Genomic DNA, 23,771 nt, shown 5'->3' with positions numbered 1-23,771 from the left:
GCGACGTGGGCACCGCGGCACCAACCTCTCGGGAGTTCCTGATGTCCGGCTCACCGGCCGCGCCGCTGACCGCCCTGGCGCGGCACTACATGCTGCCCGAGGACCGGTCGCACCGGATCCTGGTGTTCTTCATCCTCGTCAACACCTTCGGCCAGGGCATGTACCTGAGCGCGGGACTGCTCTACCTGACCCGCAGCGTCGGGTTCCCGGCCTCGCAGGTCGGTCTGGCCCTCACCGTCGCCGGGGTGCTCTCGCTGCCCGCCGGGGTGCTGATCGGCCGGCTGTCCGACCGGCACGGCCCACGCAACCTGACCATGATCCTGCTGGTGGTCGAGGGTTTCGCGATGCTCGCCCTGACGCTGGTGGGCAACCTGGCCGCGCTGCTGGTGGTGGCCACGGTCGGCGCCGTCGGCCTCCAGGGCAGCCGCACGATGCGGGCCGTGCTGATCGGCCGGGCCGGTGGTGGCGAGCGGGTGCGGCTGCGCTCGTACATGCGCGCCGTGTCGAACTTCTCGATGGCCCTGGGGTCGGCGGCCGGGGCGGTGGCGCTCCAGCTCGACAACCGGCCCGGATACCTCACGGTGATCGTGATCAACGGGCTCACGTTCTTCGTGTCCGCGGCGGTGCTGGCGCTGCTGCCCGCCTACCCGCCGGTGCCCGCGCCCCCGGGCGCGGCCCCGGGCCGGGCCCGGGTCACCGGCAACCGGCCGTTCCTCGCCGTCACCCTGCTGAACGCCGTGATGACCTTGCAGTACCCGGTTCTCACCGTCGCCCTGCCGCTGTGGATCTCCGAGCACACCGACGCGCCCCGGGCCATGGTGTCGGCCGTGCTGGTGGTCAACACCGTGCTGGTGGTGCTGCTCCAGGTGCGGGTCGGGCAGAGCGTGACCGACGGCCGGGCGGCCGTACGGGCCATGCGCACGGCGGGTTTCGTCTTCCTGGCCACCAGCGTGGCCTTCTCGGTGACCGGGCACCTGTCGGCCTGGACGGCGTCCGCTGTTCTGCTGGTCGCGATGGCCGTGCACACGTTCGGCGAACTGTGGCACGCGGCGGCCAGTTTCGAGCTGGCCTACGGCCTGGCGCCGGAGCACGCCCAGGGCGAGTACCAGGGCGTGTTCGCCTTCGGGGTGAGCGGTGCCATGGCGGTGGCGCCGGGCCTGCTCACCCTGCTGTGCCTGGACTGGGCGCCGCAGGGCTGGTACGTGCTGGGTGGCCTGCTGCTGCTGTCCGGGTTGCTGACCGGCCCGGCCGCCGCGGCGGCGGCGCGGCGGGCCGGGGTCGCGGACAGCTCCGGGACGACGAAACTGCTTACCTCATAGGCATCCCGGCGCCGGACCCGGCCGCCCGCAGGGCCTCGATGTTGGCCCGGGCCACCAGGTCGTCGGCCGGCACCAGGGCGAGGGCGCGGTCGCAGAGTTCGGCCACGTCGGCCGTCGAGACCGGGCCGGCCGGCCCGGTTGCCCGGGGTGCCCCGGCCACCCCGGGTACCCCGGGTACCTCGGTCGCCCGGGTCACCCTGGTTGCCGATGCCTCCATTTCATCCGGCACCGAAGCGGTTTGCGCACGGACACCCTCCCGGGCCAGGAACTCCTGCTGCTGGAGGGCCTGAGCGAGTGCCTTGAGCGTGTACCCGAGCCCGGCGCCCTCCCGCAGCGCGGCGGCCTGGCGCAGGTAGGACTCGGCGGTGCGCAGGGCGTCGGCGGGTTCGGGCAGGCCGGACAACATCGGCGCCGGGCTCAGGCTGAGCCACAGCCGGTGCTCCTCCCACCACAGGTCACCGGCCCGGGAGAACGGGTCGAGGTGCAGCGTGCCCAGCCGGTAGAGCAGCAGCCCTTCCAGGGCCTGGTCGCCCCCGGCCCGGGCGGCCTCCAGGGCCGCCAGTCCGGCCCGACGTCCGGAGGCGAACAGCGCGCCGTCCGGACGATGGATGACGCACAGATGCACGAGTTCCAGCCAGGCGGACCGGCATTCGGTCAGCGGGCGGGACGAGGAGTCACCGGCCGGCCGGCCCACCACGTCCGCTGCGTCCGGCTCGCCCAGCTCTTCCCGTGCTTGCAGTGTTTCCGGTGCTTGCAGCGCTGGCAGTGCTTGCAGCGCTTCGAGCGCTGAGCTCAGCAAGCGCCCGAGCAGCAGCGCCCGTTCCCACAGGTCTTCCTGGTGGGCAAGCCATTCCGCGGTCTTGAACCAGTTCAGCAGGTCGGGGGCCGGGAGCCGGCCCGACCGGGCGAGCGCCGCCGCCTCCTGTTCCCCGCGGGCGGGGGTCAGGTCGCCGTTCGCGACGTCGAGAGCCAGCTGTTCGAGCGGGTGCACGCATCCTCCACGGGCCGGGTGCCGGGTCAGGCCGGGCGCTTGGTCAGGGCCAGGCGCACCGCGAACACCCCGAGCAGGGTGCCGGCCAGGCCGCGCTGGAGCCGGATGGCCCAGGGACGGCCCTTGAGGAACCGGCTGACCTGGTCGGCGGCCAGCACGATGCTGCCGTTGATGCTGAGCGCGATGCTGATCTGGACCAGGCCCAGCAGCAAAAACTGGCCGAACACCGAACCCTCGTCGGGCTTCACGAACTGCGGGATGAGCGACGCGTACATCAGGGCGATCTTGGGGTTGAGCAGGTTGGTCACCAGGCCCATGGTGAACAGCCGGGCCGGGCTGTGGGGTTCGAGCAACCGCGGCTCGAACGGTGACATGCCGCCCGGGCGCAGCATTCCCCAGGCCAGGTAGAGCAGATACCCCGCACCGGCCAGCTTGAGCACCGTGTACGCCGCCGGGACGGCGTCGAACAGGGCCGCCAGCCCGAGCCCGGCGGCCACCATGTAGACCAGGAAGCCGAGCCCGACGCCGGCCAGGGAGATCAGGCCGGCGACCCGCCCCTGGGAGATGGAACGTGAGGCCAGGTAGACCATGTTCGGCCCGGGCGTGAGCACCATGCCCAGGGCGATGACGGCAACCCCGCCGACAGCTGTCCAGGTGACCACCGAAACCCCGCTTCTGTTGTCATGAAAAGCTTTTAGCGCCCGTTAAACCCATCGGGGGCCGGGCACGGCGAGCGGCTCGTTCCAGTGCAGGCGTTCCCGGTGCACCTTGTGCTGGGCCGCCTGGGCCACTGGGCGAACGATCATCTCGTCAATATTGACATGCGACGGCAAGCCACAGGCAAACGACACACACCGGGCCACGTCGTCCGCCGTCAGGGGCCGGTCCACCCCCTGGTACACGGCCTGCGCCCGACCGGCGTCACCCCGGAAGCGGTTCAGCGCGAACTCGTCGGTGTGCACCATGCCCGGCAGAATCTCCACCACGCGAACGGGTTTGCCCGCCAGTTCCAGCCGCAGCGACTGGGTCAGCGCCCGCACCCCGCTCTTGGCCGCGCAGTACCCGGCACCGCCCTCGTACCCGGCCAGGGCGGCGGTGGAGGAGATGTTGATCACGGCGCCCTGCCGCTCCAGCAGATCGTCCAGGAACGTCTGGAGCATGCGCACGGTGCCGAGCACGTTGACGTCGTACATCGCCGACCAGTCCGCGACCGCGCCGGTGCCGACCGGCTCGGCCCCCAGCGCCCCGCCGGCGCAGTTCACCAGCACGTCGCACCGCCAGTCGCGACCGGCGAACCGCCGCGCGACGTCCGGGTCGGTGACGTCGGCGGCCACCGCGATCCCGCCCAGGGCGGCGGCCAGCTCGCCGATCCGCTCCCGGCGCCGGGCCACCAGCACCACCCGGTACCCGTCGCCGGCCAGCCGGGTGGCGATCGCGGCGCCGATGCCGCTGCTCGCCCCGGTCACCACGGCCGTCCTCACCTCGTGGGTCATGCTTCCTCCGGGAGAAGAATTTCCTGGATCGCCTTTTCGACCTGCTCGGGCTCGGCGGCCCGCAGCCGGTAGCGGGTCCGCGCGCCCTCGTACACGCCGGCCGCGTCCGGCGGCCCGGCCTGGCTGGACCAGTACACGTGCGGCACGTCGCGGGTGGCCTGGTGCGACAGCGCCCAGCCGGCCCGCACCGGTTCCCGCCCGGCCCCGACCTCCTGGTCCACCCCGACCGCCTGGTCAGACTCGGGTGCCCGGTAGGTCTCCGGCGCTTCCGGGGTGACGGGCAGCCCCATCTGGAAGCACCAGGCCACCCGGATCAGGTCGGTGCCGTGCACCTCCCGCCACAGGAACGGGATCTCCGCGCCCCCGGCGCGGGCCGCGATCTCCAGGAACCGCACCTCGCCGTGCTCACCGACGAACAGCTCGAGGTGGAACACCGTGGGGCGGCCGGGCGACATCAGGGTGAGCACGTCATGGGCGGCCCCGGTCATCGCCGTGGCCCGGGGGCCCGGCCCGAGCTCGTACGAGCCCAGGCCGCGGCCGGTGAGGAAGTTCGCGCAGTCGTTGACGTACAGCGAACTGCGCGCCACCACCGTCTCCCGGCCGTCCCACCAGCCGTCCACGTGACCGATCGGCCAGTCGCAGCGGCGCTGCACGATACTGGGCACGGTCACCTCCACCCCGTCCCAGTCCCCCGGGCCGTCGATCAGCCGCACCCCGAGACTGGCTGTGCCGTCACGGGGTTTGCACACCACCGGGTAGCCGAGCCGGCCGGCGGCCGCCACCGCCCCGGCGGTGTCTCCGGCCGGGAGGAACTCCGGCACCGGCACCACACCGCCGGAGCGGACCAGGCCGAGCATCGTCAGCTTGTCCCGGAACCGGGCGACGGTCCGCGGCCCGTCGCCGGGCAGGGCGAGCCGCTCCCGCCACCGGGCCGCCGTCATCAGGTCGGCCTCGTTCAGCCCGACGATCCGCTCGGGTGTGCCCCGGGACTCCAGGAGGGCCGTGATCGCGGCGTCCACCTCGGCCGGGTCGTCGAGCGAGGTCACCCGGACCAGCTGATCCGCCGGGGCTCCGGTGGTGAGGGCCGAGGCCGGGGTGGCCAGGAAGACCACCTCGTGCCCGGCCCGGGGATAGGCGGAATACCGTGCCTGCCGGAGGGTCCAGCGATGCAGGACCAGCACGTACCCCATCAGTTCTCCACGTCGAAGTGCACGGCCCGCACCAGCTCGTCGCCCCGGGCCACCGCGGCACCGGCGTCCGGGCCGGTGACCAGGACGTAGCCGGACACGCAGTCGGCCACGGTCAGCAGCGGCGGGATGACGTCGCCGGACGACTTCTGCACCACGATCGCCTCCCGCGCCTCGCGCAGCTCGGGCAGGAACGGCAGGAACACCCGGGGCTCCTCGCCCGGGGCCAGGTGGCGCACATCGACCGTGCCGGGCAGCGGATCCACCTCCACCCCGCGCAGCTTCCCGGCCGGCGGGACGAAGAACTGCGCGCAGGCCCCGGCCACGGGTTCCGGTGTGCTGGAGGGCAGTTCGTCGATACCCAGCGGCACGGTGAGGAACATCCGGTTCAGGTCGGCACCGAACGCCCGCCGCACCAGCTCGGGGGCGCCCGACCCGGCCAGCCGGGCGTGCGACTCCAGCACCCGGGGACCGTCCGCGGTGAGGATGAACTCGCTGTGCGAGGGCCCCTCGGTGAGCCCGACCGCGTCCAGCAGCCGGGGCGTCAGGTCGAGCAGCTGCGGCAGCTGCGCGGCGGCCACCCGGCTGGGGGTGCTGACCTCCCACTCCACGAACCGCTCGTTCATCCGGTACTCGGAGTAGCCCATCGGCACGTGCCGGCCCTCGAACGAGAAGGAGTCGACGCTGACGACGGGCCCCTCCAGGTACTCCTCGGCCAGCACCTTGGTGACGCCCGCGGCCACCAGGGCGTCCCAGGCCGCCTCGGCCTCGCCGGGCGTCGCGGCCGGGTGGATGTGCAGGCTGGCCACCCCGTCGACGGGCTTGAGCACCGAACGGCCCACCTCCGCGACGAAACCGGCCGCCTCCTGCCGGGTCACCACGTGCCGGTACCGCACCGGGCTGAGACCGTGTTTCGCCAGCACCTCGCGCATCGCGAACTTGTCTTTGAGCAGGTGCGCCGTACGCTCCGACACGCCGGGCAGTTTCAGCCGGTCCACCACGTGACCGGTGGACTCACCGGCCGGTTCGGTGGTCGTCATCACCCGGTCGAACGGACGCTGCTCGTGCAGCGGCGCCAGGGCCCGCAGCAGGGCGGGCCCGTCGGTGATGTCGGCGTGCACGACGGTCTCGACGTGCTCCAGGATCGACTCCTCGTACTGGCCCTCCTGGTGCACCAGAACGACGTCGATGCCCAGGTCACGGGCGCCGTGGATCGGGGCGGGACGCCCTCCGACGACGGCGACGCGGTACTGCGGCCGGTGGCTCATCTGCTGGTCCTCTCGATTCCGTAGCAGCGGCGCAGCCAGCGGCCGGTGCCGTCGGTGCGCGGGGTGAAGGCCCGGCGGCGGTGGAACACCCGCCGGTTGTCGAAGATGAAGAAGTCACCGGAGTCCAGCACCAGGCGGACGCCGTCGATGGCCTCCAGCCGGGTGTTCAGCCGGTCCAGCGCCGCCCGGGCGCCGGGGGTGGTGGCCTCCACGGCCCCCACGTCGAAGCGGGCCCGGAAGGCCTCGCCGTCCGCCTCCAGCACCGGCAGCACGGCCCGCGCGGCGGGGCTCTCGTTCGAGGCCGGCGCGGTGAAGCTGAACTCCGGCCGGCTCAGCGCCGCGATCGTCGCCCGGTCCAGCCCCGCCACCACGTGATCGACGGAAACCATGTCGGTCGAGGCCTTCTCGTGGTTGCGCATGGCACAGAACGAGAGGTACGCGGGGACCGTCTCGTGCTGCGGCCGGCCACCGGCGACGAACGGCCAGTTCGGGTTGTCGGTGTGCCAGAAGAACTCGGTGTCCGCACCCCAGGAGCTGGTCGTCCCGGCCGCCTCGGGCACGAAGGTCACGTTGCGCACCAGGGCGCCGGCGTTCTCGTACGGCACCGAGAAGGTGTCCAGCCCGAGCATCTCGAGCAGGCCCAGGTGCACGGCGTTGGTCACCGCCAGCGCCTCCTCGTCGGCGAACCCGCTGGCCGGTGAGGCCACCTGGTCGTCGAACCGGAAGTTGCGGCACAGCAGCGCCTCGTACCCGCCGGCCGCGAACCGCTCCAGCTCGGCCAGAGCGTGCGGGTCCAGGTGCTCACGCAGCACGCTCTGGCCGATCTTGGCCAGCTCGGCCGGGGCACCGGCGTGGTCGGGCACCTGCCGGCGCAGCTCGTCGAAGACGCGCGTCGTGGTGTCACGGATCAGGACGATCTTCGACAGGGAAAGGGTTCTCGTCATCGCTGGCCTTCTCCTGCTCCGGGTCTGAAGTAACTGGTGACGTGGGGGGCGGGCCGGGTGGCCAGGCGGCCCCGGTGACGTACGAGCACACCGATCGGTGTGCCGATCACCAGGTAGGCCGCACGTGCCAGAATTCGCATCTCGTCAGTCCTCTCGTCGCGGGTCGGTCAGTCCAGGGGGACGCTCTCCCGCCAGTCGGTCTCCTCGGTGAACACCGGCTGTTTCGCCTTGCTCAGGTAGAAGGGCCCGATCGCCAGCGAGTCGATGTCGGTGCGCATGAAGCAGGTGTAGGCCTCCTCCGGGGTGTTGACGATCGGCTCGCCGCGCACGTTGAAGGAGGTGTTGACCACCATCGGGCAGCCGGACAGCCGCTCGAACTCCTCCAGCAGCGCGTAGTAGCGCGGTGACTGCCGCCGGGTGACGGTCTGCACCCGGGCCGAGTGGTCCACGTGCGTGACCGCGGGGATGCTGCTGCGCGGAACCTTCAGCAGGTCAAGGCCTTCCAGGTGCCGGCTCTGCGGCGGCACCGGACGGCGCTGGCCCTGGGCGACGGGCGACACCATGAGCATGTAGGGGCTCTCGTCGTTCAGGTCGAAGAACTCGCCCGCCCGCTCGGCCAGCACCGAGGGCGCGAACGGCCGGAACGACTCCCGGAACTTGATCCGCAGGTTCATCTCGGTCTGGGTGTCGGCCGAGCGTGGGTCGCCCAGGATGGAGCGAGCGCCCAGGGCCCGCGGCCCGAACTCCATCCGGCCCTGGTGCCAGCCCACCACCCGGCCGGCCAGGAGATCCTGTGCGACAGCGGTGTTCATCTCCTCGTCGCCGAGGCGCTCGTACACCGCGCCGAACCGGGACAGAGCCTGCTCGATCTGCTCCGGCGTGTACTCCGGGCCCAGCCGGGCCCCGGACATCCCGTCGGGCTCCTCGCCGAGGTGCGGGCGGGGCACGCGGCCGGCGTCGTCGCGGCAGCTGAGCAGCGCCGCGCCCAGCGAGCCACCGGCGTCCCCGGCGGCCGGCTGCACCCAGATGCTGTCGAAGACGCCCTCCCGCGAGATCACCCCGTTGGCGACGCAGTTCAGCGCCACGCCGCCGGCCAGGGTGAGGTGGCGCTCACCGGTGAGCCGCCGGGCGGTGCGGGCGAGCCGGGTGACGACCTCCTCGGTCACCTGCTGCACCGAGGCGGCCAGGTCGAACTCCCGCTCCGTCAGCGGTGTCTCGGGCTCCCGGCGGGGGCCGCCGAACAGCCGCTCGAAGGCCGCTCCGGTCATCACCGAGCCGTGGATGAACTCGAACCGCGGGTAGTTCAGCCGGAAACTCCCGTCCGGCTTCACGTCGATCAGCTCCCGGCGGATCACCTCGGCGTAGCGCGGCTTTCCGTACGGGGCCAGCCCCATCAGCTTGTACTCCCCGGAATCCACCTTGAACCCGCAGAAGTAGGTGAAGGCGGAGTAGAGCAGCCCGAGGGAGTGCGGGTAGTCGACCTGGACCACCGGCTCGATCCCGGCCGGGGTGGCGTGCCAGATGCTGGTGGTGGCCCACTCGCCCACGCTGTCGATGCACAGCACGGCCGCCGACGTGTACGGGCTCGGGTAGTAGGCCGAGGCGGCGTGCGAGAGGTGGTGCTGGTACACGCGGACCTCGCGGCCGGGCCGGTCACCCATCTCGCGCAGCAGGTCCCGCACCTCACGGTCGGCCCGGCGCTTGCGGCCCAGCCACCCGGTCAGCGCGGTGGCGTGCACCCGCGAGCCGCGCGGCGCGGAGGCCAGGGCGGACGTCCAGACCCGGCGGCTCTTCTCCCGCGGGTCCTCGTAGTACGACACCTCGTCGACGTCCCTCAGCGCGACACCGGCCCGGGCGAGGCAGAACTCGATGCTCGCCCGGGGGAAGGACGGGTCGTGACGCCTGCGGCTGAACCGTTCCTCGTGGGTGGCCGCCACCACCTTCCCGTCGATCACGAGAGAGGCGGCACTGTCGTGGTAGAAGCAGGAGATACCCAGACTGATCGTCACCGGGCCGACGCCTTTCTGCGGAAGGTCAGGGACAGCTGTTGCTTTCGGGTCAGCGGTGGCGGGTTGAGCGCGACGAACCCGGTGCGCACCCGCTCCCAGGCGGCCGCGCGGGCCGGGCCGGGCAGGTCGGTCATGAAGGCGTCGATGCCGGCCGCCGCCCAGGCCGAGTGGCCGGTGGCGATGTTGTCGATGGTGTTGTGCAGGTCGACGAAGAGGGTGGAGTAGCCGAACCGCTTCAGGGCCTGCCGGGTGCTGCGGTAGCCACCGCCCACCCCGGACAGTTCCATGGCCAGGTTGAGGCCGAGGATCTCCGGCTGGTGGGTGCGCGGCAGCCGGCCGATGCTGAGCCAGAACACCGGCAGCGCGAAGTTCCCGTCGCTCAGCCGCGGGTCGTGGGCGAACCCGGCGGAGCCGGTCTCGGCGATCGCCGGCACCATCGAGTCGATCAGGTCGCGGTAGATGCGGGGATGGTTCTCGGCGATCACGCCGTTGCCCAGCTCGTCCCAGTAGGTGTTGAACAACGGGTATCCCACCACCGAGGTGGCCAGGTCGGGAGAGGTGAACCCGATCAGCCAGGCGCCGTCGATGAGCACGAGCGGGGCCAGTCCCAGCGAGTCGTCCTTCAGCCGTTCCTCGGTGAGGGAGTCGGAACCGGCCTGGAACGCGGCGTCCTGGCGTTCGTGCTGCTCCTGCAACCAGGGCGCCAGTACGGCCGGTTCCCAGGCGGCCGGCAGGGGGCAGCGGGACAGGCCCTGCGCCGCCCGGGCCAGCCAGTCGGCGGCGTACCGCACCGCGTAGGCGTGCTCGGCCGCCCCGGTCTCCCGGTGCAGCAGACTGCGGTAGGCCTCCCGGATCCCCAGCCGGGCCGGGTCGCCGACCGGCTCGCCGGCCACCGCCGGCACCAGCGGATCGTCGGCCCAGAGCGCGGAACCGTCACGAGGACCGTCCCGCAGGCCTTCACGGTGCTCGCCGCCGCCACGAGAACCGTTCGGCAGAGCCAGGATCCAGCGGCGCAGCACGGCGACGTCCTCGGTGGAGAAGATCCGGAACATGCCCCCGCGGGTGGAGATCAGCCCGTTCACCAGAGGGCTGCGGTCGGGGTTGCCGGGCTTGACGTAGCGGCTGGCGGCCAGCTGCTCCAGCAGGTCGGCGGGATCGGCACCGGGGGCGAAGAAGTGCTGAAGAGTCTTACCGCCCAGGGCACTTCCGTCGTGGTACACGGCTGCCTCCCGGCGCCGCCGGCGGAACAGGTCGATCACCGCCTCGGCCGGGTCGGCCCAGCGCTCCAGCACGTTCAGCGCCCGGTCGTGCAGTGTCTCCACGCCGGCCCGGCACCACAGGTAACCGGCGGACACCTCGGCACCGCGGGACGGGTACGCCGCGACGAACTCCCGCACCGCCTCCACCGCCGCCTCGCGCGGGCCGGGACCGCCCGACCGCGGGTCGCGCCCCAGGTCGAGCACCGGGCCGCGCAGGTCGCCGGCCTCGTCGCCGAGGGCCAGGTACACCGGAAGCAGGCCCACCGAGCGCAGATACAGCGTGGCCCCGAGCAGGAACCCGGCGCAGGACTCCGGGAACCGGGCCATCAGCATCAGGGCCGCGGGCAGGGCGAAGGCCCCCTCGCAGATGCGGGCGTCGGCCGCGGTCTGCTGGAGGTGAGCCCCGGCGTCGATGAGCCGCCGGCGGCGCAGGATCTCCAGGTACGAGTCGGCCCGTGACGACAGCGGCTGCCCGTGGCCCACGTCGGCGGCCAGGATCCGCAGGGCGGCGAGGGCATAGGGCTGCTCGGCGTTCCACGGCCCGGTCAGGTTGGCCAGGGCGAACCCGGTGGTGAGCGTGAACGGCGCCAGGTCGAGCAGCGCCTTGTTCACCACCTGGTCGTCACCGGCACTGCTCGCGGCCACACCCAGGGCGCGCTCCCGGCTGACGGAAAGCCGCTCCAGTGACACGGTTTCCACCGCCCGGAGAGCGTCCGGCGTGGTCGGGTCGAACATCTGCGCCCGGGCCGCGACCGCGTGCACCCGTCGGCGCAGGGACGCCGTCAGCCCGGTGCCGTCGTCGGGGCGCCACTCCGGGTCGACCAGGGCGCGGAACAGGGCCCGGCTACCGGTCGCGGTACTGGTGGTGGCCACGGTCAGTACATCGGGTAGATCGTCGAGTCGCCCTGGCCGCTCTTCCCGCGACGCTTACGGCGTTTGAACAGGCCGGTGAACAGCCCGGTGAGCCGTGCGAACATCAGTTCTCCCCCTTGGAGACGGTTTCGGCGACGAGCCGGGCCACCCGGTCCTGCCCGAAGTCGGTGAAGTGGGCCCGGTCGACGAACAGCCAGTCGTCGGCGGCGGTGCTGTCGGCCAGCGGCTCGATGAGGCTCGCGGCGTTGATCCCGAGACGGTGGCACTCGTCCACCAGACGGCGTGCGTACTCGCGCCCCACCTCGGGCGTGGAGATGTCGCCGTACAGGCCGTCCCACGTGCCCAGCCGGGAGATCCGGTCGAGTTCGCCGAACAGCTGGGCCTCTTCGCGACAGGGTGACCGTACCCAGGTGGCCAGCGGCTGCACCAGGAAGTGCAGCTGCACTCCCATGGCCTCGCACAGCCGTTTCCAGGTGACCAGGTGCCGGGTGGTCTCCTCGACGGCGGACGCGAGGGTCCGCTCGACCGGCGGCAGCGGCGCCCCCTCCTGGGGCCAGGTGAGCCCGGGCGTGCCGGGGGCCTCGTGCGGCACACCACCGGCGGCCACCCGCACCTCGTCCATCTTCTGGAAGTACTCGCCGCAGAAGTAGTAGGGCGCCGTCTCCCCGCGGTGCATGTCGGGCAGCCGGGCCATCACCAGGCTGTTGAAACCGCCCATGATGACGACACGTTTCACCGACGGCACCAGGTGGTGGTGGGTCACGTAGAGCACGAGCTCCTGGGCGCTGTTGAAGCAGTGGCCGCCGAGGTTGAGCCACGGCGAGTCGCCCGCGTGCTCCAGCGCCAGCCGGCTCGCGACGGTGGTGCCGTCGCCGCTCGCGCCGTAGCCGAGGGGCACCGACCCGCCGACGAGCAGTGACGCCGGCTCGCCGAGGGAATGGTCACCGGCGGAGACCGGCGCGCCGTCGCGGGTTGCGGTGCGGCGGAACCCGAGGTGGTCGGTGGTGATCGCCGTGGACCTGAACGACGGCCGGTTGAAATACATGGTGTACGGCAGGTAATGGGCCGAACGGCGGTCGGAGAACGCGTCGTAGTCCAGCATCTGCGGTGTCAGCCGCACCCGGAACAGGTTCGGGTCGGAGAGATCGGTGCGCCGTGCGGCAGACCGCTTGAGCTTCACGCTGACTCTCACTTTCCTTTGTTGGAGCGCCTTTTCGTGCAGTCGTCCATGGCGCGAAGAGGCCGTCACACAGGCATGCCCGACAAACCACTCCAGTCACGAATGAACCCTCGGACAGGCAGCTCTCATCGAACGATGCGCAGTCACCGCGCGACCGATCGGTCGCGCTGAATGTGAATCCCCCGGTGCACCGGCCGCTTTCACCCCGTCGGCCGGCTGGTTCCGCCATCGCAACGGGATGACTCATCGTTGCGAGGTAGCTACATATGGCCACAGTTCCCGAATACGGGTCAATGTGTCCTGCGTCACATAATGACACGGTTGTCTTTCGTTTCACCGCCGCCTATGCGCCGACCCGGCCGGCCGATTTCGCCACCGAAAGGTGCTACCAGAAGGAGATTTTGCGGCAGCCCGCAGGTTCGACCGGAAGAATCACGGACCCGCCGGGAGCCACGGCGGCGGCGCCCGGAAAGTCACTCCGAGCCGATCATGCGTCGGTATGATCCGAAAAGCGCTGACACGAAAGCACCCTCCGGATCAGGACCCGGAGGGTGCTTCGACGCGCCCGGTCAAGGCGCGATGGATCTGGCTGCATCGCGATTGCAGCACGGCTTCCCGGCCGTCCGGTACACACCCGGGGACACAACCTGCATCCTTTTCCGGGTGCGGCGTAAGCCAGCTCCGGGCAGTGATTTTCCCTGCTCCCGACGATGTGGTCGGCAGGAGCTCTCATGCACACGGATGTGTCGTACAGGTAACCCGTGCCCCGGAAGGTGCCGCCTGATGAGGAACCCGGTCCGCGCTCCCTTCCCGGCCCGGCACGGGTCTACGAGGCCAGAGCCTCGATGATGCCCTCGACGTCCACAACGGTCGCCTCCGCCGGCGCCCGCACGGCGGCGACCTCCTGGTCCAGCCGCACCTCCAGCACCAGGTTCGCGTCCACGTCCGGTGTCCCGAGAAACTGCACCAGGTCGAGATTGACGCCCGAGAGCTTCCCGTTCTCCAGCAGGAGGTCGAAAGCGATTTCTTCGGCGGCCATCCCGGCGATCTCCTCGCTGAGCGAGTCGGCCTCGTACTCACCGATCAGCGCGGCCACGTCGTCGTGCACGGCGTCGGCCGTCTTCCGGGCCGGGGCCACCACGTGGTAGCCGCCGTCGATCGCCGTGACCCGCACGTCCGACTCGAAGGAGTCCCGCAGCGACTCCAGCAGCCCGTAGCCGGCGGCCGGGTCGGGGGTGGCCAGCAGGTCGTCGTCGTCCTCGAATCCCAGCTCCCGCAGCGCCTTCACGGCCCGGTCCAGATCCACCGACACCCACTCGCTGTCCAGCAGCGCGTTCGCCGGGGCGTCGACGACCGGGTCGTTGCCCACGAACAGTTCCCGCACGTCGTCCACGTCGGTGTCCAGCTGCCGGGCGATCCACGCGGCGTCCACCCGCAGGTACAGCAGGTCGCCGGTGAGCACGACGTCGGCCAGCGACCGGTCCCCGAGCTGCACCGAGGTGCGGCCGGACTCGGCACCGTCGGCCAGCGAGCTGCCCTCGGCCGCGCTCAGTCCCGCGACGATCCGGCCGCCGAGCGCGGACACCAGCAGGTCCAGGTCGGCGTCGTCCAGCCGGTCGGCGGCGGGCTGAGCCGCGTTGATCCGCTCCAGGTCGGCCCGTGAACCCTCCAGCGTCACCTCCACGCCCAGCCGGTCCGAGGCACCCAGCTCACCGAACGCCGTGACGATCTCGCGCTTGGCCTCCGCGCCGTTCCCGGCGGCGTCCCCGGTGGCCGCCCCGCAGCCGCCGAGCCCCAGCACCGCGGCGGTCCCGATGCCAGCGAGAACCATGGTGCGGGAGTGCGTCCTCATGATGTCGATCCCCTTCGCTGCCGGCCGGCCGGATCGCCGGTTCCCGTTGTGCAGAAAGCTAGGTCGCCGGGTGCCGTGCGGGCGTCGGCCCGAAGTCGCACGTCCCGTCGTCATCCGAAAGACGGACCGCGCGCCGCCCCGTACGCTGACCCCCTGATGATGACGACCGGGACATATCGGCGGCACGCGAGCGCGGCGGTGGTGCGTGCGATCCGCGGAACGAGCTGGCAGCGGCTGACCTACGAGACCGGGCTGGCGCTGGTGTGCGGGCTGGGCACGGCCGCCCTGCACTTCTCCCTCACCTACGACCCGCCGCGGGACTCCTTCCCGGTCGCGGCCGGTTACGCGGTGCTGGGCCTGTTCGCCTCGCTCGCTCTGGTGCCCCTGCGCCTGGTACGCCCGGTCACCGCGCTGCTGGTGTGCAGTCTGCTGGCCGTCGCCATGGGCGGTGTGAGTCTGGCGCTGGTCCCGCTCAGCGCCTCGGTCGGATACCGGGCCTGGCAGGCGGTGCCGATCGTGGTGACCTACCTGACCGCGCTGGTCTGCTGTGTCGCCGGCATCCACCGGGTCAGCGGGACGCCGTTGCTCACCTCCTCGCTCCTGGGTGTCATGGAGTTCAGCGCCTTCGTGCTGCTGCCGGGCGCCGTGGCCGCGATGATCGCCCAGCGCCGTCTGCTCGTGATGACCATGCACCAGCGCAATCTCGAGCTGCACGCCGAGCGCCGGCTGGCCGTGGGGCAGGCCCAGACCCGCGAGCGCAACCGCATCGCCGCCGAGCTGCACGACTCGCTCGGCCACCGGCTCACGCTGATCTCGCTGTACGCCGGCGGGCTGGCGCAGGCGCCGGCCGTCCCGGGAACGCCGCCACCGGCGTCCCCGGGTGAGAACGCCGTGGCCCCGGTGGAGAGCCCGGAACGGCAGCAGGCGCTGTCCCTGCTGCGCGACACCTCGGCGCAGGCGATGGGTGAGCTGCGGCAGATCCTGCGGATCCTGCACCAGGACGGTGACGGTGAAACCGGTGGACGCTCGATGGCGGAGGTCGAGGAGACGGTCACCTCGGCGCGGGGTACCGGAACGCACGTCGACCTGGTGCGGGTGGGGGTGTCCCGGCCGCTCAGCCTGCTGGCCGAGCACGCCGGGTACCGGGTGGTGCAGGAAGGGCTGACCAACGCGCTGAAGCACGCCGGCGGTGCCCCGGTGCGGGTGGAGGTGCGGTACGAGGACGACGCCCTGTTCGTCGAGGTTCGCAACCGGCCGGGCCGGCCCTACCAGGGCACGAGCACGGGGCAGGGACTGGCCGGGCTGGCCGAGCGGGTGCGGCTGGCCGGTGGGGTGCTGTCGTCGGGAGCGACCGACGACGGCGGGTTCCGGATCGGCGCCGTGCTGCCCTACGACGCCGAGATCCCCGGTGCCGCGGTCAATCCCGAGGGCGACTTCCCGCAGGAGCTGGCCCGCAACACCCGTCGCCAGCGGATCGGGGCGCTGGCCGTGATCGGTGCGGTGGTGCTGTCGCTGGGTTCGTGCGTCGGGTCGTTCGTGGCCCCGATCCCGCCGGATCCCGTGTCGCAGGCCGGTTTCGACGAGGTGCGGGTGGGCGACTCCGAGGAGTGGGTGCGGCAGCTGCTGCCGGGTTCGTCGTGGTACACCGAGGAACCGGAGCCGGGTGAGGTGTGCGAGGTGTACATCGCGGACGACGAGGTCGAGCCGACGGCTCCCGGCGCCGTGGAGGTGCACTTCACCTTCTGCTTCCGGGGCGGCGAGCTGGTGAGCAAGCGGGCCGACGACATCACGGACTGACCACCCGGACGGTCAGTTTTCGATCAGTTCCCGATCAGTTTCAGGTAGTCCCGGACGTCGTCCACCGAGGTGGTGACGCAGCCCAGGTAGTGGTCCGGCCGGACCAGGAAGAGCCCCGGCCCGTACGCCTCCCGGGCCTCGTCGATGCGATGGGTGGGCACGCCGAGGTCCGGCAGGCCGTCGGGGTGGCCGACCACCAGCAGGGTGGCGTGCGGACCGCGCAGGAGGTCGAAAACCCTTTTCCCGTCGTGAAGAACGGCGTCAGGGGCCCGGTCACCCGCCTGCGGCCCGGTCTCCCGGGCGGCCGGGGAACGGTGATCCCGGGCCAGCGGGCCCTCCCGGTACGACAGGCCGAGCTGCGCCAGCTCCGGGTCGTCGCGGCGCATCGCGTCCTCGGCGCGCTCCACGGCCTTGCGATACAGCTTCGTGCTGATGCCCAGCACCCCGGCGGCGACCGGCAGCCGCTCCGCCTCGTAGCTGTCCAGCAGCGCGTCGTCGCCGGTGGCCAGCTTCCAGCCGAGGTTGAAGGCGTCCTGGATGCCGGTGTTCAGGCCCTGCCCGCCGGTCGGCGGGTGCACGTGGGCGGCGTCGCCGGCCAGGAACACGTTGCCGACCCGGAAGCGTTGTGCCAGGCGGACGTTCGCCCGCCAGACCGAGGTCCAGCCGATGCCGGTGACGGTGACCGCCGGGGCCACCGAGGCGATCAGCTCCTCCACCGGCACGTCGAGAACGGGTGAGTAGAGCTGGAAGTCGTCGGTGCCCGGCAGCGGGCACAGCCCCACCCGCATCGACTTCCCGTCGGCGTCCGGCCAGACGTGCCAGCCGTCCCGGTCCAGGCCGGTGAGCCGTACGTCGGCGATGAGCATGCGCTCGTCCTCGTGCGTCTCCCCCTCGAAAGGCACGCCGAGACAGCGACGTACGGTGCTGCGTCCACCGTCGGCCCCGACCACGTAACGGGCGGTGAGCCGTTCGCCGCTGTCCAGGACCAGGTGCACGCCCGACTCGTCCTGGGTCAGGGACTCCACCCCGGTGCCGAACTCGACGGGCAGTCCGCGCGCCAGCAGCTCACCGGTGCGCCACTGCGGAACCATCAGCGCATTCGGGTAGGGCACGGACGGCGAGGGTTCGCGCCGCTCGGCCATGAGCCGGGTGCTGGTGGTGCCGTCCGGGAGATGGACGAGCAGCGGCGGGTATTCGCCGCCGTACCACTGGAAGTCGCCGATCAGGCCGAGCGCGTCGAGCACCTCCTGCGTGCGCGGCTGGAGTCCCTTGCCGCGGGAACCCTCGAAGAGCCGGGGCGACTTCTCCAGCAGCCGGAACGGGACGCCGCGGGCCTGGAGCTCGCGGGCCAGGGTGAGACCGGTCGGGCCGGCCCCCACGATTACGGTGAATGCAGATTCACTGAACATGAGTTCACCGTAAGGAGCCGGATAGGCTCCCGTCAAGGCCGAGAGGTGGAACGCGACAGAGGCATGGCAGTGACATGGCTATGAAAATGGCAGTGACATGGCGGTGACGGGCGTACGCAAGCAGCAGGCCGCACAGACCGCGAACGAGCTGAAGGCCGCCGCGGTGCGGGTGTTCGCGCGCGTCGGCTACCTGAACACCAAGATCACCGACATCACCGCCGAGGCAGGACGGGCGACGGGCTCGTTCTACAAGCACTTCACCGGCAAGGAGCAGTTGCTGGAGGCCCTGTTGTCCGACCTGCTGATGGCCTCGGACGCCGATCTGCTGGCCGAGAACCCGGATCATCCGGACGATTTCCGCGACCGCGAGGCCGTGCTGTTCCACGTGCGGCACTTCTGGGACTTCCAGCGGCGCAACCGCACGGTGATGACGGCCCTCCAGCAGGCCGCCACCGTGGACGACGCGTTCGCGCGGCGTCAGGAAGAACTGCTCGAACCCGACCTGCACCACCTCGCGGGGCACCTGTCCGGCCTGGACCTGCCCGGCGACCCGGTCGCGGTCGCCACCCTGCTGAGCCGCACCATGTGGGCGTTCGCCGGCACCGCGCTGCCCGGCACGGACGACGAGGAGGCGATCGAGACCCTCACCACCTTCGTCCACAGCGGGCTGGCCGGGCTCGGCCGGTCCGGTTCGGCCGAGCCGGGCGGTTCGGCCGAGCCGGGCGGTTCGGCCGAGCCGGGCGGTTCGGCCAGGTCTGGCGGTTCGGCCAGGTCCAGGTCTGGCAGCTCGGCCAGGTCTGGCGGTTCGGCCAGGTCCAGCTCTGGCAGCTCGGCCAGGTCTGGCGGCTCGGGCGGCTCGGGCGGCTCGGGCGGCTCGGGCGGCTCGGGCGGGGCCGCGTGACCATGCGGCCGGTGGTGTTTCCCGGTCTGCTCCAGATCGAGCCGGCCCGGCCCAGGCCGGGTTTCGTGGCCGTCACGTTCCTCACCGGGGCCCGGCTCACCGTGCACGTGCCGCACGCCAGGGTGCAGGAGATCCTGTCCTGGTGGCTGGCGATCGCCCCCGAGGTGGCCGTGGACGGCTACATCCCGCCCGAGGCCCTGGAACAGTTCCGCGCCGACGTCATCGCCGCGGCCGTGCCCGACGACCCGGGCGAGGCCTTCTGACCGGTGGGACGAACCCGGCCGCCCGACGTCGCTACGGGGTGGGTGTGGACGGGCCGCCCGGCGTCACCGTCGGGACCGGCGCGGGGCCCTCCCCGTCGTCCCCACCGTCATCGCCGCCGTCATCGCCGTCATCGCCGCCGTCGTCCCCACCGTCGTCGCCGCCGTCGCCACCGTCGCCACCGTCGTCCCCGCCGTCGTCCCCGCCGTCGTCCCCGCCGTCGTCCCCGCCGTCGTCCGTCCCGGCACCGCCCCCGCCGTCTCCCCCGTCGTCCGCACCGTCGTCCCCGTCGTCACCGCTGTCGTCGTCATCATCCTCGCCGGCCCCGGTGCCGCCCCCGCCGCCGTTCCCCGGGTCGTCCGCGTCGTCGTCCCCCGGTTCGCGCACCACCGGACGGGTGCCCACCATGGCGCGGTCGGCCTTCGGGAAGTCGACGATCTTCTCGCCCTTGAGCGCGGCCTCCATGATCTTCTTCCAGATCGGCGCCGCGATCGTGCCGCCGTAGACCTGGCCGTACGACTCGCCGTTGATCGTGATGCCCTGCATCTTCCGGCGTTTGCCGTCCACCGTCTCCGGGCCGACCCACACCGAGGTGGACAGCTGCGGCGTGTAGCCGACGAACCAGGTGTCTTGCGAGCCGTTGGTGGTACCGGTCTTGCCCGAGGCCTTCTGCCCGCTGGCCAGCGGGCCGGTGGAGGCGGCGGTGCCGTCGGTGAGGGCGCGGCTCAGCCCCAGCGTGACGGTGTTCGCGACGTCTTCGTCGAGGGTCTGCTCACAGTGCTGTTTCGGCACGGCGAGCGGTTTGCCGTTGCGGTCCTTGATCGAGGTGACCGCGACCGGCTCGCAGTACCGGCCGCTCGCGGCCAGGGTGGCGTAGGCGCTGGCCATGGTCAGCGGTGACTGGCTGGCCACGCCCAGCACCAGGGCCGGAACGCAGTCGGGGATGTCCTGGGTGGTCTTCTTCTCGTCCGGGCACTGCCTCTCGGACGGCGCCGCCAGGTGCATGCCCATGGCCTGCGCCGTCTTCTTCACGTCGCACAGGTCGAGCTGGTTCTCCATGCGCACGTAGGCGCCGTTGACCGAGTTGGCGGTCGCGTCCCACACGCTCATGCCGCCGCTGCCGCTGCCGTCGCCGGCGTTGTGGAAGTCCCAGGTCTCGGTGGACGGCAGCTTCTCGCCGCAGCGCTCGAACGAGCTGACCGGCAGGCTGCCCTCGGCGCCGCTGACCGTGTCGTACAGCCGCCGGCCGGATTTCAGCCAGGTGGCCAGCACCACCGGCTTGAACGTGGAGCCGGTGAGGAAGCCGGACGAGCCGCCGTAGCGGTAGTCGGTGGAGTAGTTGACGGTGGTGTTCTGCCGGCCGCCGGTGGGCCGGTAGTACTTGTTCTGGATCAGTGAGAGCACCTTGCCGGTGCCGGGTTCCACGGTCACCGAGGCCGCCGCGACCCGGCTCGTGTCGTCCGGCGGGATCGCCTTCTTCACGGCCTTCCAGGCGGTCTCCAGCAGCTTCGGCTCGAGGGTGGTGCGGATCGTGTAGCCGCCCCGGCTGATCGCCAGCTGCCGCTCCTCCTCGGTCCTGCCCAGGGCCTCGAAGTCGTCGCTCCTGGTGATCAGGTTGTAGACGTAGTCGCAGAAATAGGCGCTGGTGCCGGCGTTGGCGCAGCCCTGGTAGGTCGGGGTGATGTGCGGCTCCACCTCGGCGGCCAGGGCCCCGTCGCGCAGTTCCTGGTCGATCATGCCCTGCTGGTACATCCGGTTCAGCACCGTGTCCCGGCGCTGCCGGGCGGCGTCCAGCAGATCGTCGTCGGAGATGTCGTACATCCGCGGGTTCTGCACCATGCCGGCCAGCAGGGCGGCCTGCGGCAGGGTGAGCTCGGCGGCGGTGGTGCCGAAGTAGTACCGGGACGCCGCCTCGACGCCGTTGACCGTGCCGCCGAACCAGGTGATGTTCAGGTAGTCCTCGAGGATCTCCTTCTTGCTGCGGCGCTTCTCCAGCGCCGTGGCCAGCCGGATCTCCTTGAGTTTGCGGGCGTTCGACTTCTCCGAGGCCGCCCTCACCCCGGCGTCGTCGCCCGCCAGGTAGGCCTGTTCCTTGAGCATGTTCTTGACCAGCTGCTGGGTCAGCGTGGAGGCGCCCTGCGCGGTGCCGCCGGAGACCTGGTTGACCACGAGCGCCCGCACCAGGCCCTGCGCGTCCACCCCGCCGTGCTCGTAGAACCGCTCGTCCTCGATCGCCACGATCGCGTTCTGCATGAACGGCGAGACCTGGTCGAGCGGGACCAGCTCACGGTTCTCGTCGAAGAACGTGGTGATGACCGACCCGTCGGCCGCCAGCACCGTGCTGGTGACGGCCATCGGCGTCTCCTCCAGCTCGGTGGGCAGCTCGTCGAACGCCTCGACCGCGCTGGTGGTGGCCAGGCCGGAGGCACCGACGGCCGGCACCGCCAGCCCCGCCCCGAGAACGCCCGCCACCAGGCTCATCACCACGAAGGCGCCGAGGAGACCGGGCACGCTGCGGGGCTGCGAAGTCACCGACACCTGGCCAGACTAGATGGCTTTCGCCCGGATTTTTCGGTTTCGCGGAGATCTTCACGGGCAGGGACGACGAGGCCCGGCGGCGCGGGAGGACGGCCACTTCGCCGTCCCCGCAAACGCCGGACGGCGCCGAACGTTTCCGCTGTGGAAACTCTGCTCGCCGACCGCCCCGAACACCCCGCGAAGCGGTGCCGAGGTGGGATATTCGCGCCATGGCGATCCCGACCCAGGCGCAGACCGGCACCCGGCACTCCTCGCTCGAGGACGTCGACCCGTTCATCGGCACCGCGGCCACCGGCCTGCCCGCCCCGCACGGCCAGGCGGCTACCTGGTGGTGGCCGAAACCTCAGGTCGGCAACACCCATCCGGGAGCCACCTCACCGCTGGGCATGGTGTCGGCCTGCGCCTACTCCGGGGCCTACCCCACCGGGTACGGGCTGTACGGCAAGAACACCCAGGGCGTGCCCGAGCCGATCTTCGGCCGGCTGGAGGCCAGCGGCTTCACGCACTTCCAGCAGAGCGGCACCGGCATGATCCGCAAGTACTACAACTACGTGCGGCTCACCCCGATGATCCAGCCCCTCGACGAGCTGGGCCGGTCCTGGGCCCTGACCGACGAGGAGGCCAGTCCCGGCTACTACGCGGCCACCCTCGACACCGGCATCCGCTGCGAGATCACCGTCGGCGAGAAGGTGGCGGTGCACCGTTACACCTACCCGGCCAGCCGCAGCGCCCGCGCCGTGGTCGACCTGTCCTGCGGCGGCCTGACGATCGACCGCAGCCGCACCGTGCCGCTGCGCGCGCAGGTCGAGATCACCGGGCGGGGCCAGGCCCAGGGCACGGTGGTGGTCGAGGGGGTGCCGCTGTCGTTCCACCTGGAGGTGGACAGCCCGGGATGGCGCCAGATGCTCTGGCACGACCGGCGTCTCATCGACGGCGGCACCCGGCTGGACTTCGACAGCATCCGGCACACCACCCTGCGCCCGTTCGGCCTGGTCTTCATCGGCCCGGCCACCGCCGGGCAGAGCGTGGAGGTGCGGATCGGCTTCTCGCTGCGCGGCCCGGAACAGGCCCGCCGCAACCTGGAACGCGAGTCCGCCGCCGGGCTGCCCTCGTTCGACCTGGTGCACGCGCAGACCGCCCGGCGCTGGGCCTCCCACCTGGACCGGGTGCAGGTGGAGGGCGGAACCCCGGCCCGGCGCACGGTGTTCGGTACCGCGCTCTACCACTCCCTGATCAAGCCCTGCTTCGCCGACGACGAGAGCCCGTTCTGGCCCTACGGCGGCCCGTTCGCGTTCGACATCTGCACGATGTGGGACATCTACAAGACCCAGCTGCCGCTGCTGGCGGCGATCGCCCCGGACCGGGCGGTGGACCTGCTGGAGTCACTGATCCGGGTGTGCGAGGAGGAGGGCAACTTCCCGATCGGCTACCGGATGGCGCGCGGCGCCGACCGGTTCTTCCGGCAGGGGTCGGCGCTGGCGCACACCGCGCTGGCCGACGTGCACGCCCTCGGCCTCGGTGACCTGGACTGGGCCTGGGCACTCGTGCACATGGACGACGACCTGCGCCGCCAGTACGGCGAGGACTACGTGGACAAGGGCGTGGTGCACCCGATCACGCACACCCTCGACCTGGCCTTCGCCCACCACTGCACCGCCGGCATCGCCCGGGCCCTGGCCGACGAGCCGCTCGCCCGGGAGCTGTCCGGGCGCAGCGGCAACTGGGTCAACGCGTTCGAGGAAAGCACCGGCCTGCTGCGCGATTCCACGTTCTACGAGGGCGGCCGGTGGAACTACTCGTTCCGGCTGATGCACGACATGGCGGCCCGGATCCGCCTGGCCGGTGGCGACGCCGCGTTCGTCGCCATGCTGGACTCCTTCTTCGGCCGGGGAGCCGCACCGGTGAGACAGCCCGGTGTGGCCCCCTCGGCGCAGGAGATGGCCGCCGGCTACGCCCTGAACCGGTTCGAGGGCCTGAACAACGAGCCCGACATGGAGGCGCCCTGGGCCTACCACTGGGCGGGCCGGCCCGACCGCACCGCCGAGGTCGTGCACTCGGCCCTGACCTGGCAGTTCGGCACCGGCCCGGGTGGGCTGCCGGGCAACGACGACTCCGGCGGCCTGAGCTCCTGGTACGTGTGGGCCTCGCTCGGGCTGTTCCCGGTGGCCGGACAGGATCTGTTCCTCATCCATCCACCCGCTTTTTCCCGCAGCGTCACACAATTCAGCCAGGGCGAGCTCATCGTCGAGTGCAGCGGCCACGTCGATACCCCCATCAGCAGCGACGGTCTCGACGGCGAGCCGCCGGTGCAGTACGTTCAGTCGGCCACCCTCGACGGGAAATCCCTGACCGGGCCGCATCTCCCGGCTCACCGTCTCCATCGCGGCGGCCGTCTCCACCTCCGGCTCGGCCCCGAGCCGGGTTCCTGGGGCGGCTCCGTCCGGCCGCCCTCGCTGTCCGACCACTGATCCTCACGCATACCGAGATAGG

At 71.6% G+C, this 23,771-nt stretch carries 17 protein-coding genes; 5 read left to right on the top strand and 12 right to left on the bottom strand.

Features of this window, described 5'->3' with window-relative positions:
* The first annotated feature begins 41 nt into the window (after positions 1 to 41).
* Positions 42 to 1,319, top strand: a complete 1,278-nt coding sequence (locus KIH74_RS30535; protein WP_214159860.1) for an MFS transporter — start codon at positions 42 to 44, stop codon at positions 1,317 to 1,319.
* On the opposite strand, the gene KIH74_RS30530 is transcribed toward KIH74_RS30535, so the two are convergent.
* From KIH74_RS30530 to KIH74_RS30485, 10 genes are all read right to left on the bottom strand, one after another.
* Entirely contained in the window at positions 1,309 to 2,310 is a 1,002-nt protein-coding gene (locus KIH74_RS30530; RefSeq protein WP_214159859.1) for a hypothetical protein, read from the bottom strand. The genes KIH74_RS30535 and KIH74_RS30530 overlap by 11 nt on opposite strands.
* 26 nt (positions 2,311 to 2,336) lie before the next feature.
* Positions 2,337 to 2,972: a LysE family translocator gene (locus KIH74_RS30525; RefSeq protein ID WP_214159858.1), complete on the bottom strand. Its 636-nt coding sequence runs from the start codon at positions 2,970 to 2,972 to the stop codon at positions 2,337 to 2,339.
* Between the two features lie 42 nt (positions 2,973 to 3,014).
* Positions 3,015 to 3,803, bottom strand: coding sequence for an SDR family oxidoreductase (locus tag KIH74_RS30520; protein ID WP_214159857.1), 789 nt, complete (start codon positions 3,801 to 3,803; stop codon positions 3,015 to 3,017).
* On the bottom strand, positions 3,800 to 4,993 hold the full coding sequence (locus tag KIH74_RS30515; RefSeq protein ID WP_214159856.1) for an ATP-grasp domain-containing protein: 1,194 nt from the start codon (positions 4,991 to 4,993) through the stop codon (positions 3,800 to 3,802). The genes KIH74_RS30520 and KIH74_RS30515 overlap by 4 nt, the downstream gene beginning before the upstream one ends.
* On the bottom strand, positions 4,993 to 6,258 hold the full coding sequence (locus tag KIH74_RS30510) for an ATP-grasp domain-containing protein (RefSeq protein WP_214159855.1): 1,266 nt from the start codon (positions 6,256 to 6,258) through the stop codon (positions 4,993 to 4,995). Before KIH74_RS30510 ends, KIH74_RS30515 begins: the two co-directional genes overlap by 1 nt.
* Positions 6,255 to 7,202 carry a TauD/TfdA family dioxygenase gene (locus KIH74_RS30505; protein WP_214159854.1) on the bottom strand — a complete coding sequence of 316 codons (948 nt, stop codon included), beginning with the start codon at positions 7,200 to 7,202 and terminating at the stop codon, positions 6,255 to 6,257. The genes KIH74_RS30510 and KIH74_RS30505 overlap by 4 nt, the downstream gene beginning before the upstream one ends.
* A 167-nt stretch (positions 7,203 to 7,369) precedes the next feature.
* On the bottom strand, positions 7,370 to 9,211 hold the full coding sequence (locus KIH74_RS30500; protein WP_214159853.1) for a carbamoyltransferase family protein: 1,842 nt from the start codon (positions 9,209 to 9,211) through the stop codon (positions 7,370 to 7,372).
* Complete coding sequence (locus KIH74_RS39020) at positions 9,208 to 11,343, bottom strand: iron-containing redox enzyme family protein (RefSeq protein WP_214159852.1); 2,136 nt, start codon at positions 11,341 to 11,343, stop codon at positions 9,208 to 9,210. The genes KIH74_RS30500 and KIH74_RS39020 overlap by 4 nt, the downstream gene beginning before the upstream one ends.
* Before the next feature lie 103 nt (positions 11,344 to 11,446).
* Positions 11,447 to 12,523, bottom strand: a complete 1,077-nt coding sequence (locus KIH74_RS30490; RefSeq protein WP_214159851.1) for an SGNH/GDSL hydrolase family protein — start codon at positions 12,521 to 12,523, stop codon at positions 11,447 to 11,449.
* 826 nt (positions 12,524 to 13,349) lie between these two features.
* Complete coding sequence (locus KIH74_RS30485; RefSeq protein WP_214159850.1) at positions 13,350 to 14,375, bottom strand: hypothetical protein; 1,026 nt, start codon at positions 14,373 to 14,375, stop codon at positions 13,350 to 13,352.
* A gap of 156 nt (positions 14,376 to 14,531) precedes the next feature.
* Here KIH74_RS30485 and KIH74_RS30480 point away from each other — a divergent pair, with 156 nt between their 5' ends.
* Positions 14,532 to 16,172, top strand: coding sequence for a sensor histidine kinase (locus KIH74_RS30480; RefSeq protein ID WP_214159849.1), 1,641 nt, complete (start codon positions 14,532 to 14,534; stop codon positions 16,170 to 16,172).
* 23 nt (positions 16,173 to 16,195) lie between these two features.
* Here KIH74_RS30480 and KIH74_RS30475 read toward each other — a convergent pair whose 3' ends face one another.
* Positions 16,196 to 17,581, bottom strand: coding sequence for an FAD-dependent monooxygenase (locus tag KIH74_RS30475; protein WP_214159848.1), 1,386 nt, complete (start codon positions 17,579 to 17,581; stop codon positions 16,196 to 16,198).
* A 97-nt stretch (positions 17,582 to 17,678) separates the two neighbouring features.
* On the opposite strand from KIH74_RS30475, the gene KIH74_RS30470 reads away from it, so the two are divergent.
* Together KIH74_RS30470 and KIH74_RS30465 are read left to right on the top strand one after the other, a co-directional pair.
* A complete protein-coding gene (locus tag KIH74_RS30470; protein ID WP_214159847.1) occupies positions 17,679 to 18,482 on the top strand; it encodes a TetR/AcrR family transcriptional regulator in 804 nt (267 codons plus the stop codon).
* A gap of 11 nt (positions 18,483 to 18,493) precedes the next feature.
* Positions 18,494 to 18,745: a hypothetical protein gene (locus KIH74_RS30465; protein WP_214159846.1), complete on the top strand. Its 252-nt coding sequence runs from the start codon at positions 18,494 to 18,496 to the stop codon at positions 18,743 to 18,745.
* Between the two features lie 31 nt (positions 18,746 to 18,776).
* Here KIH74_RS30465 and KIH74_RS30460 read toward each other — a convergent pair whose 3' ends face one another.
* On the bottom strand, positions 18,777 to 21,281 hold the full coding sequence (locus KIH74_RS30460; protein WP_214159845.1) for a transglycosylase domain-containing protein: 2,505 nt from the start codon (positions 21,279 to 21,281) through the stop codon (positions 18,777 to 18,779).
* A 209-nt stretch (positions 21,282 to 21,490) separates the two neighbouring features.
* On the opposite strand from KIH74_RS30460, the gene KIH74_RS30455 reads away from it, so the two are divergent.
* Positions 21,491 to 23,749 (top strand): GH92 family glycosyl hydrolase, encoded by a 2,259-nt coding sequence (locus KIH74_RS30455; RefSeq protein ID WP_214159844.1) that lies wholly within the window; start codon positions 21,491 to 21,493, stop codon positions 23,747 to 23,749.
* The last annotated feature ends 22 nt before the right edge of the window (positions 23,750 to 23,771 follow it).

The organism is Kineosporia corallincola, assembly GCF_018499875.1.
GTDB lineage: Bacteria > Actinomycetota > Actinomycetes > Actinomycetales > Kineosporiaceae > Kineosporia > Kineosporia corallincola.
The sequence above is the reverse complement of the archived record's forward strand: the minus strand, read 5'-3'. Positions and strand labels throughout refer to the sequence as shown.

Bases quoted from the DNA above. Each gene is read 5' to 3' on its own strand.
- KIH74_RS30535 (WP_214159860.1), top strand. From the start codon at position 42: ATGTCCGGCTCACCGGCCGCGCCGCTGACCGCCCTGGCGCGGCACTAC.
- KIH74_RS30520 (WP_214159857.1), bottom strand. From the start codon at position 3,803: ATGACCCACGAGGTGAGGACGGCCGTGGTGACCGGGGCGAGCAGCGGC.
- KIH74_RS30515 (WP_214159856.1), bottom strand. From the start codon at position 4,993: ATGGGGTACGTGCTGGTCCTGCATCGCTGGACCCTCCGGCAGGCACGG.
- KIH74_RS30510 (WP_214159855.1), bottom strand. From the start codon at position 6,258: ATGAGCCACCGGCCGCAGTACCGCGTCGCCGTCGTCGGAGGGCGTCCC.
- KIH74_RS30505 (WP_214159854.1), bottom strand. From the start codon at position 7,202: ATGACGAGAACCCTTTCCCTGTCGAAGATCGTCCTGATCCGTGACACC.
- KIH74_RS30485 (WP_214159850.1), bottom strand. From the start codon at position 14,375: ATGAGGACGCACTCCCGCACCATGGTTCTCGCTGGCATCGGGACCGCC.
- KIH74_RS30480 (WP_214159849.1), top strand. From the start codon at position 14,532: ATGATGACGACCGGGACATATCGGCGGCACGCGAGCGCGGCGGTGGTG.
- KIH74_RS30475 (WP_214159848.1), bottom strand. From the start codon at position 17,581: ATGTTCAGTGAATCTGCATTCACCGTAATCGTGGGGGCCGGCCCGACC.
- KIH74_RS30470 (WP_214159847.1), top strand. From the start codon at position 17,679: ATGGCGGTGACGGGCGTACGCAAGCAGCAGGCCGCACAGACCGCGAAC.
- KIH74_RS30455 (WP_214159844.1), top strand. From the start codon at position 21,491: ATGGCGATCCCGACCCAGGCGCAGACCGGCACCCGGCACTCCTCGCTC.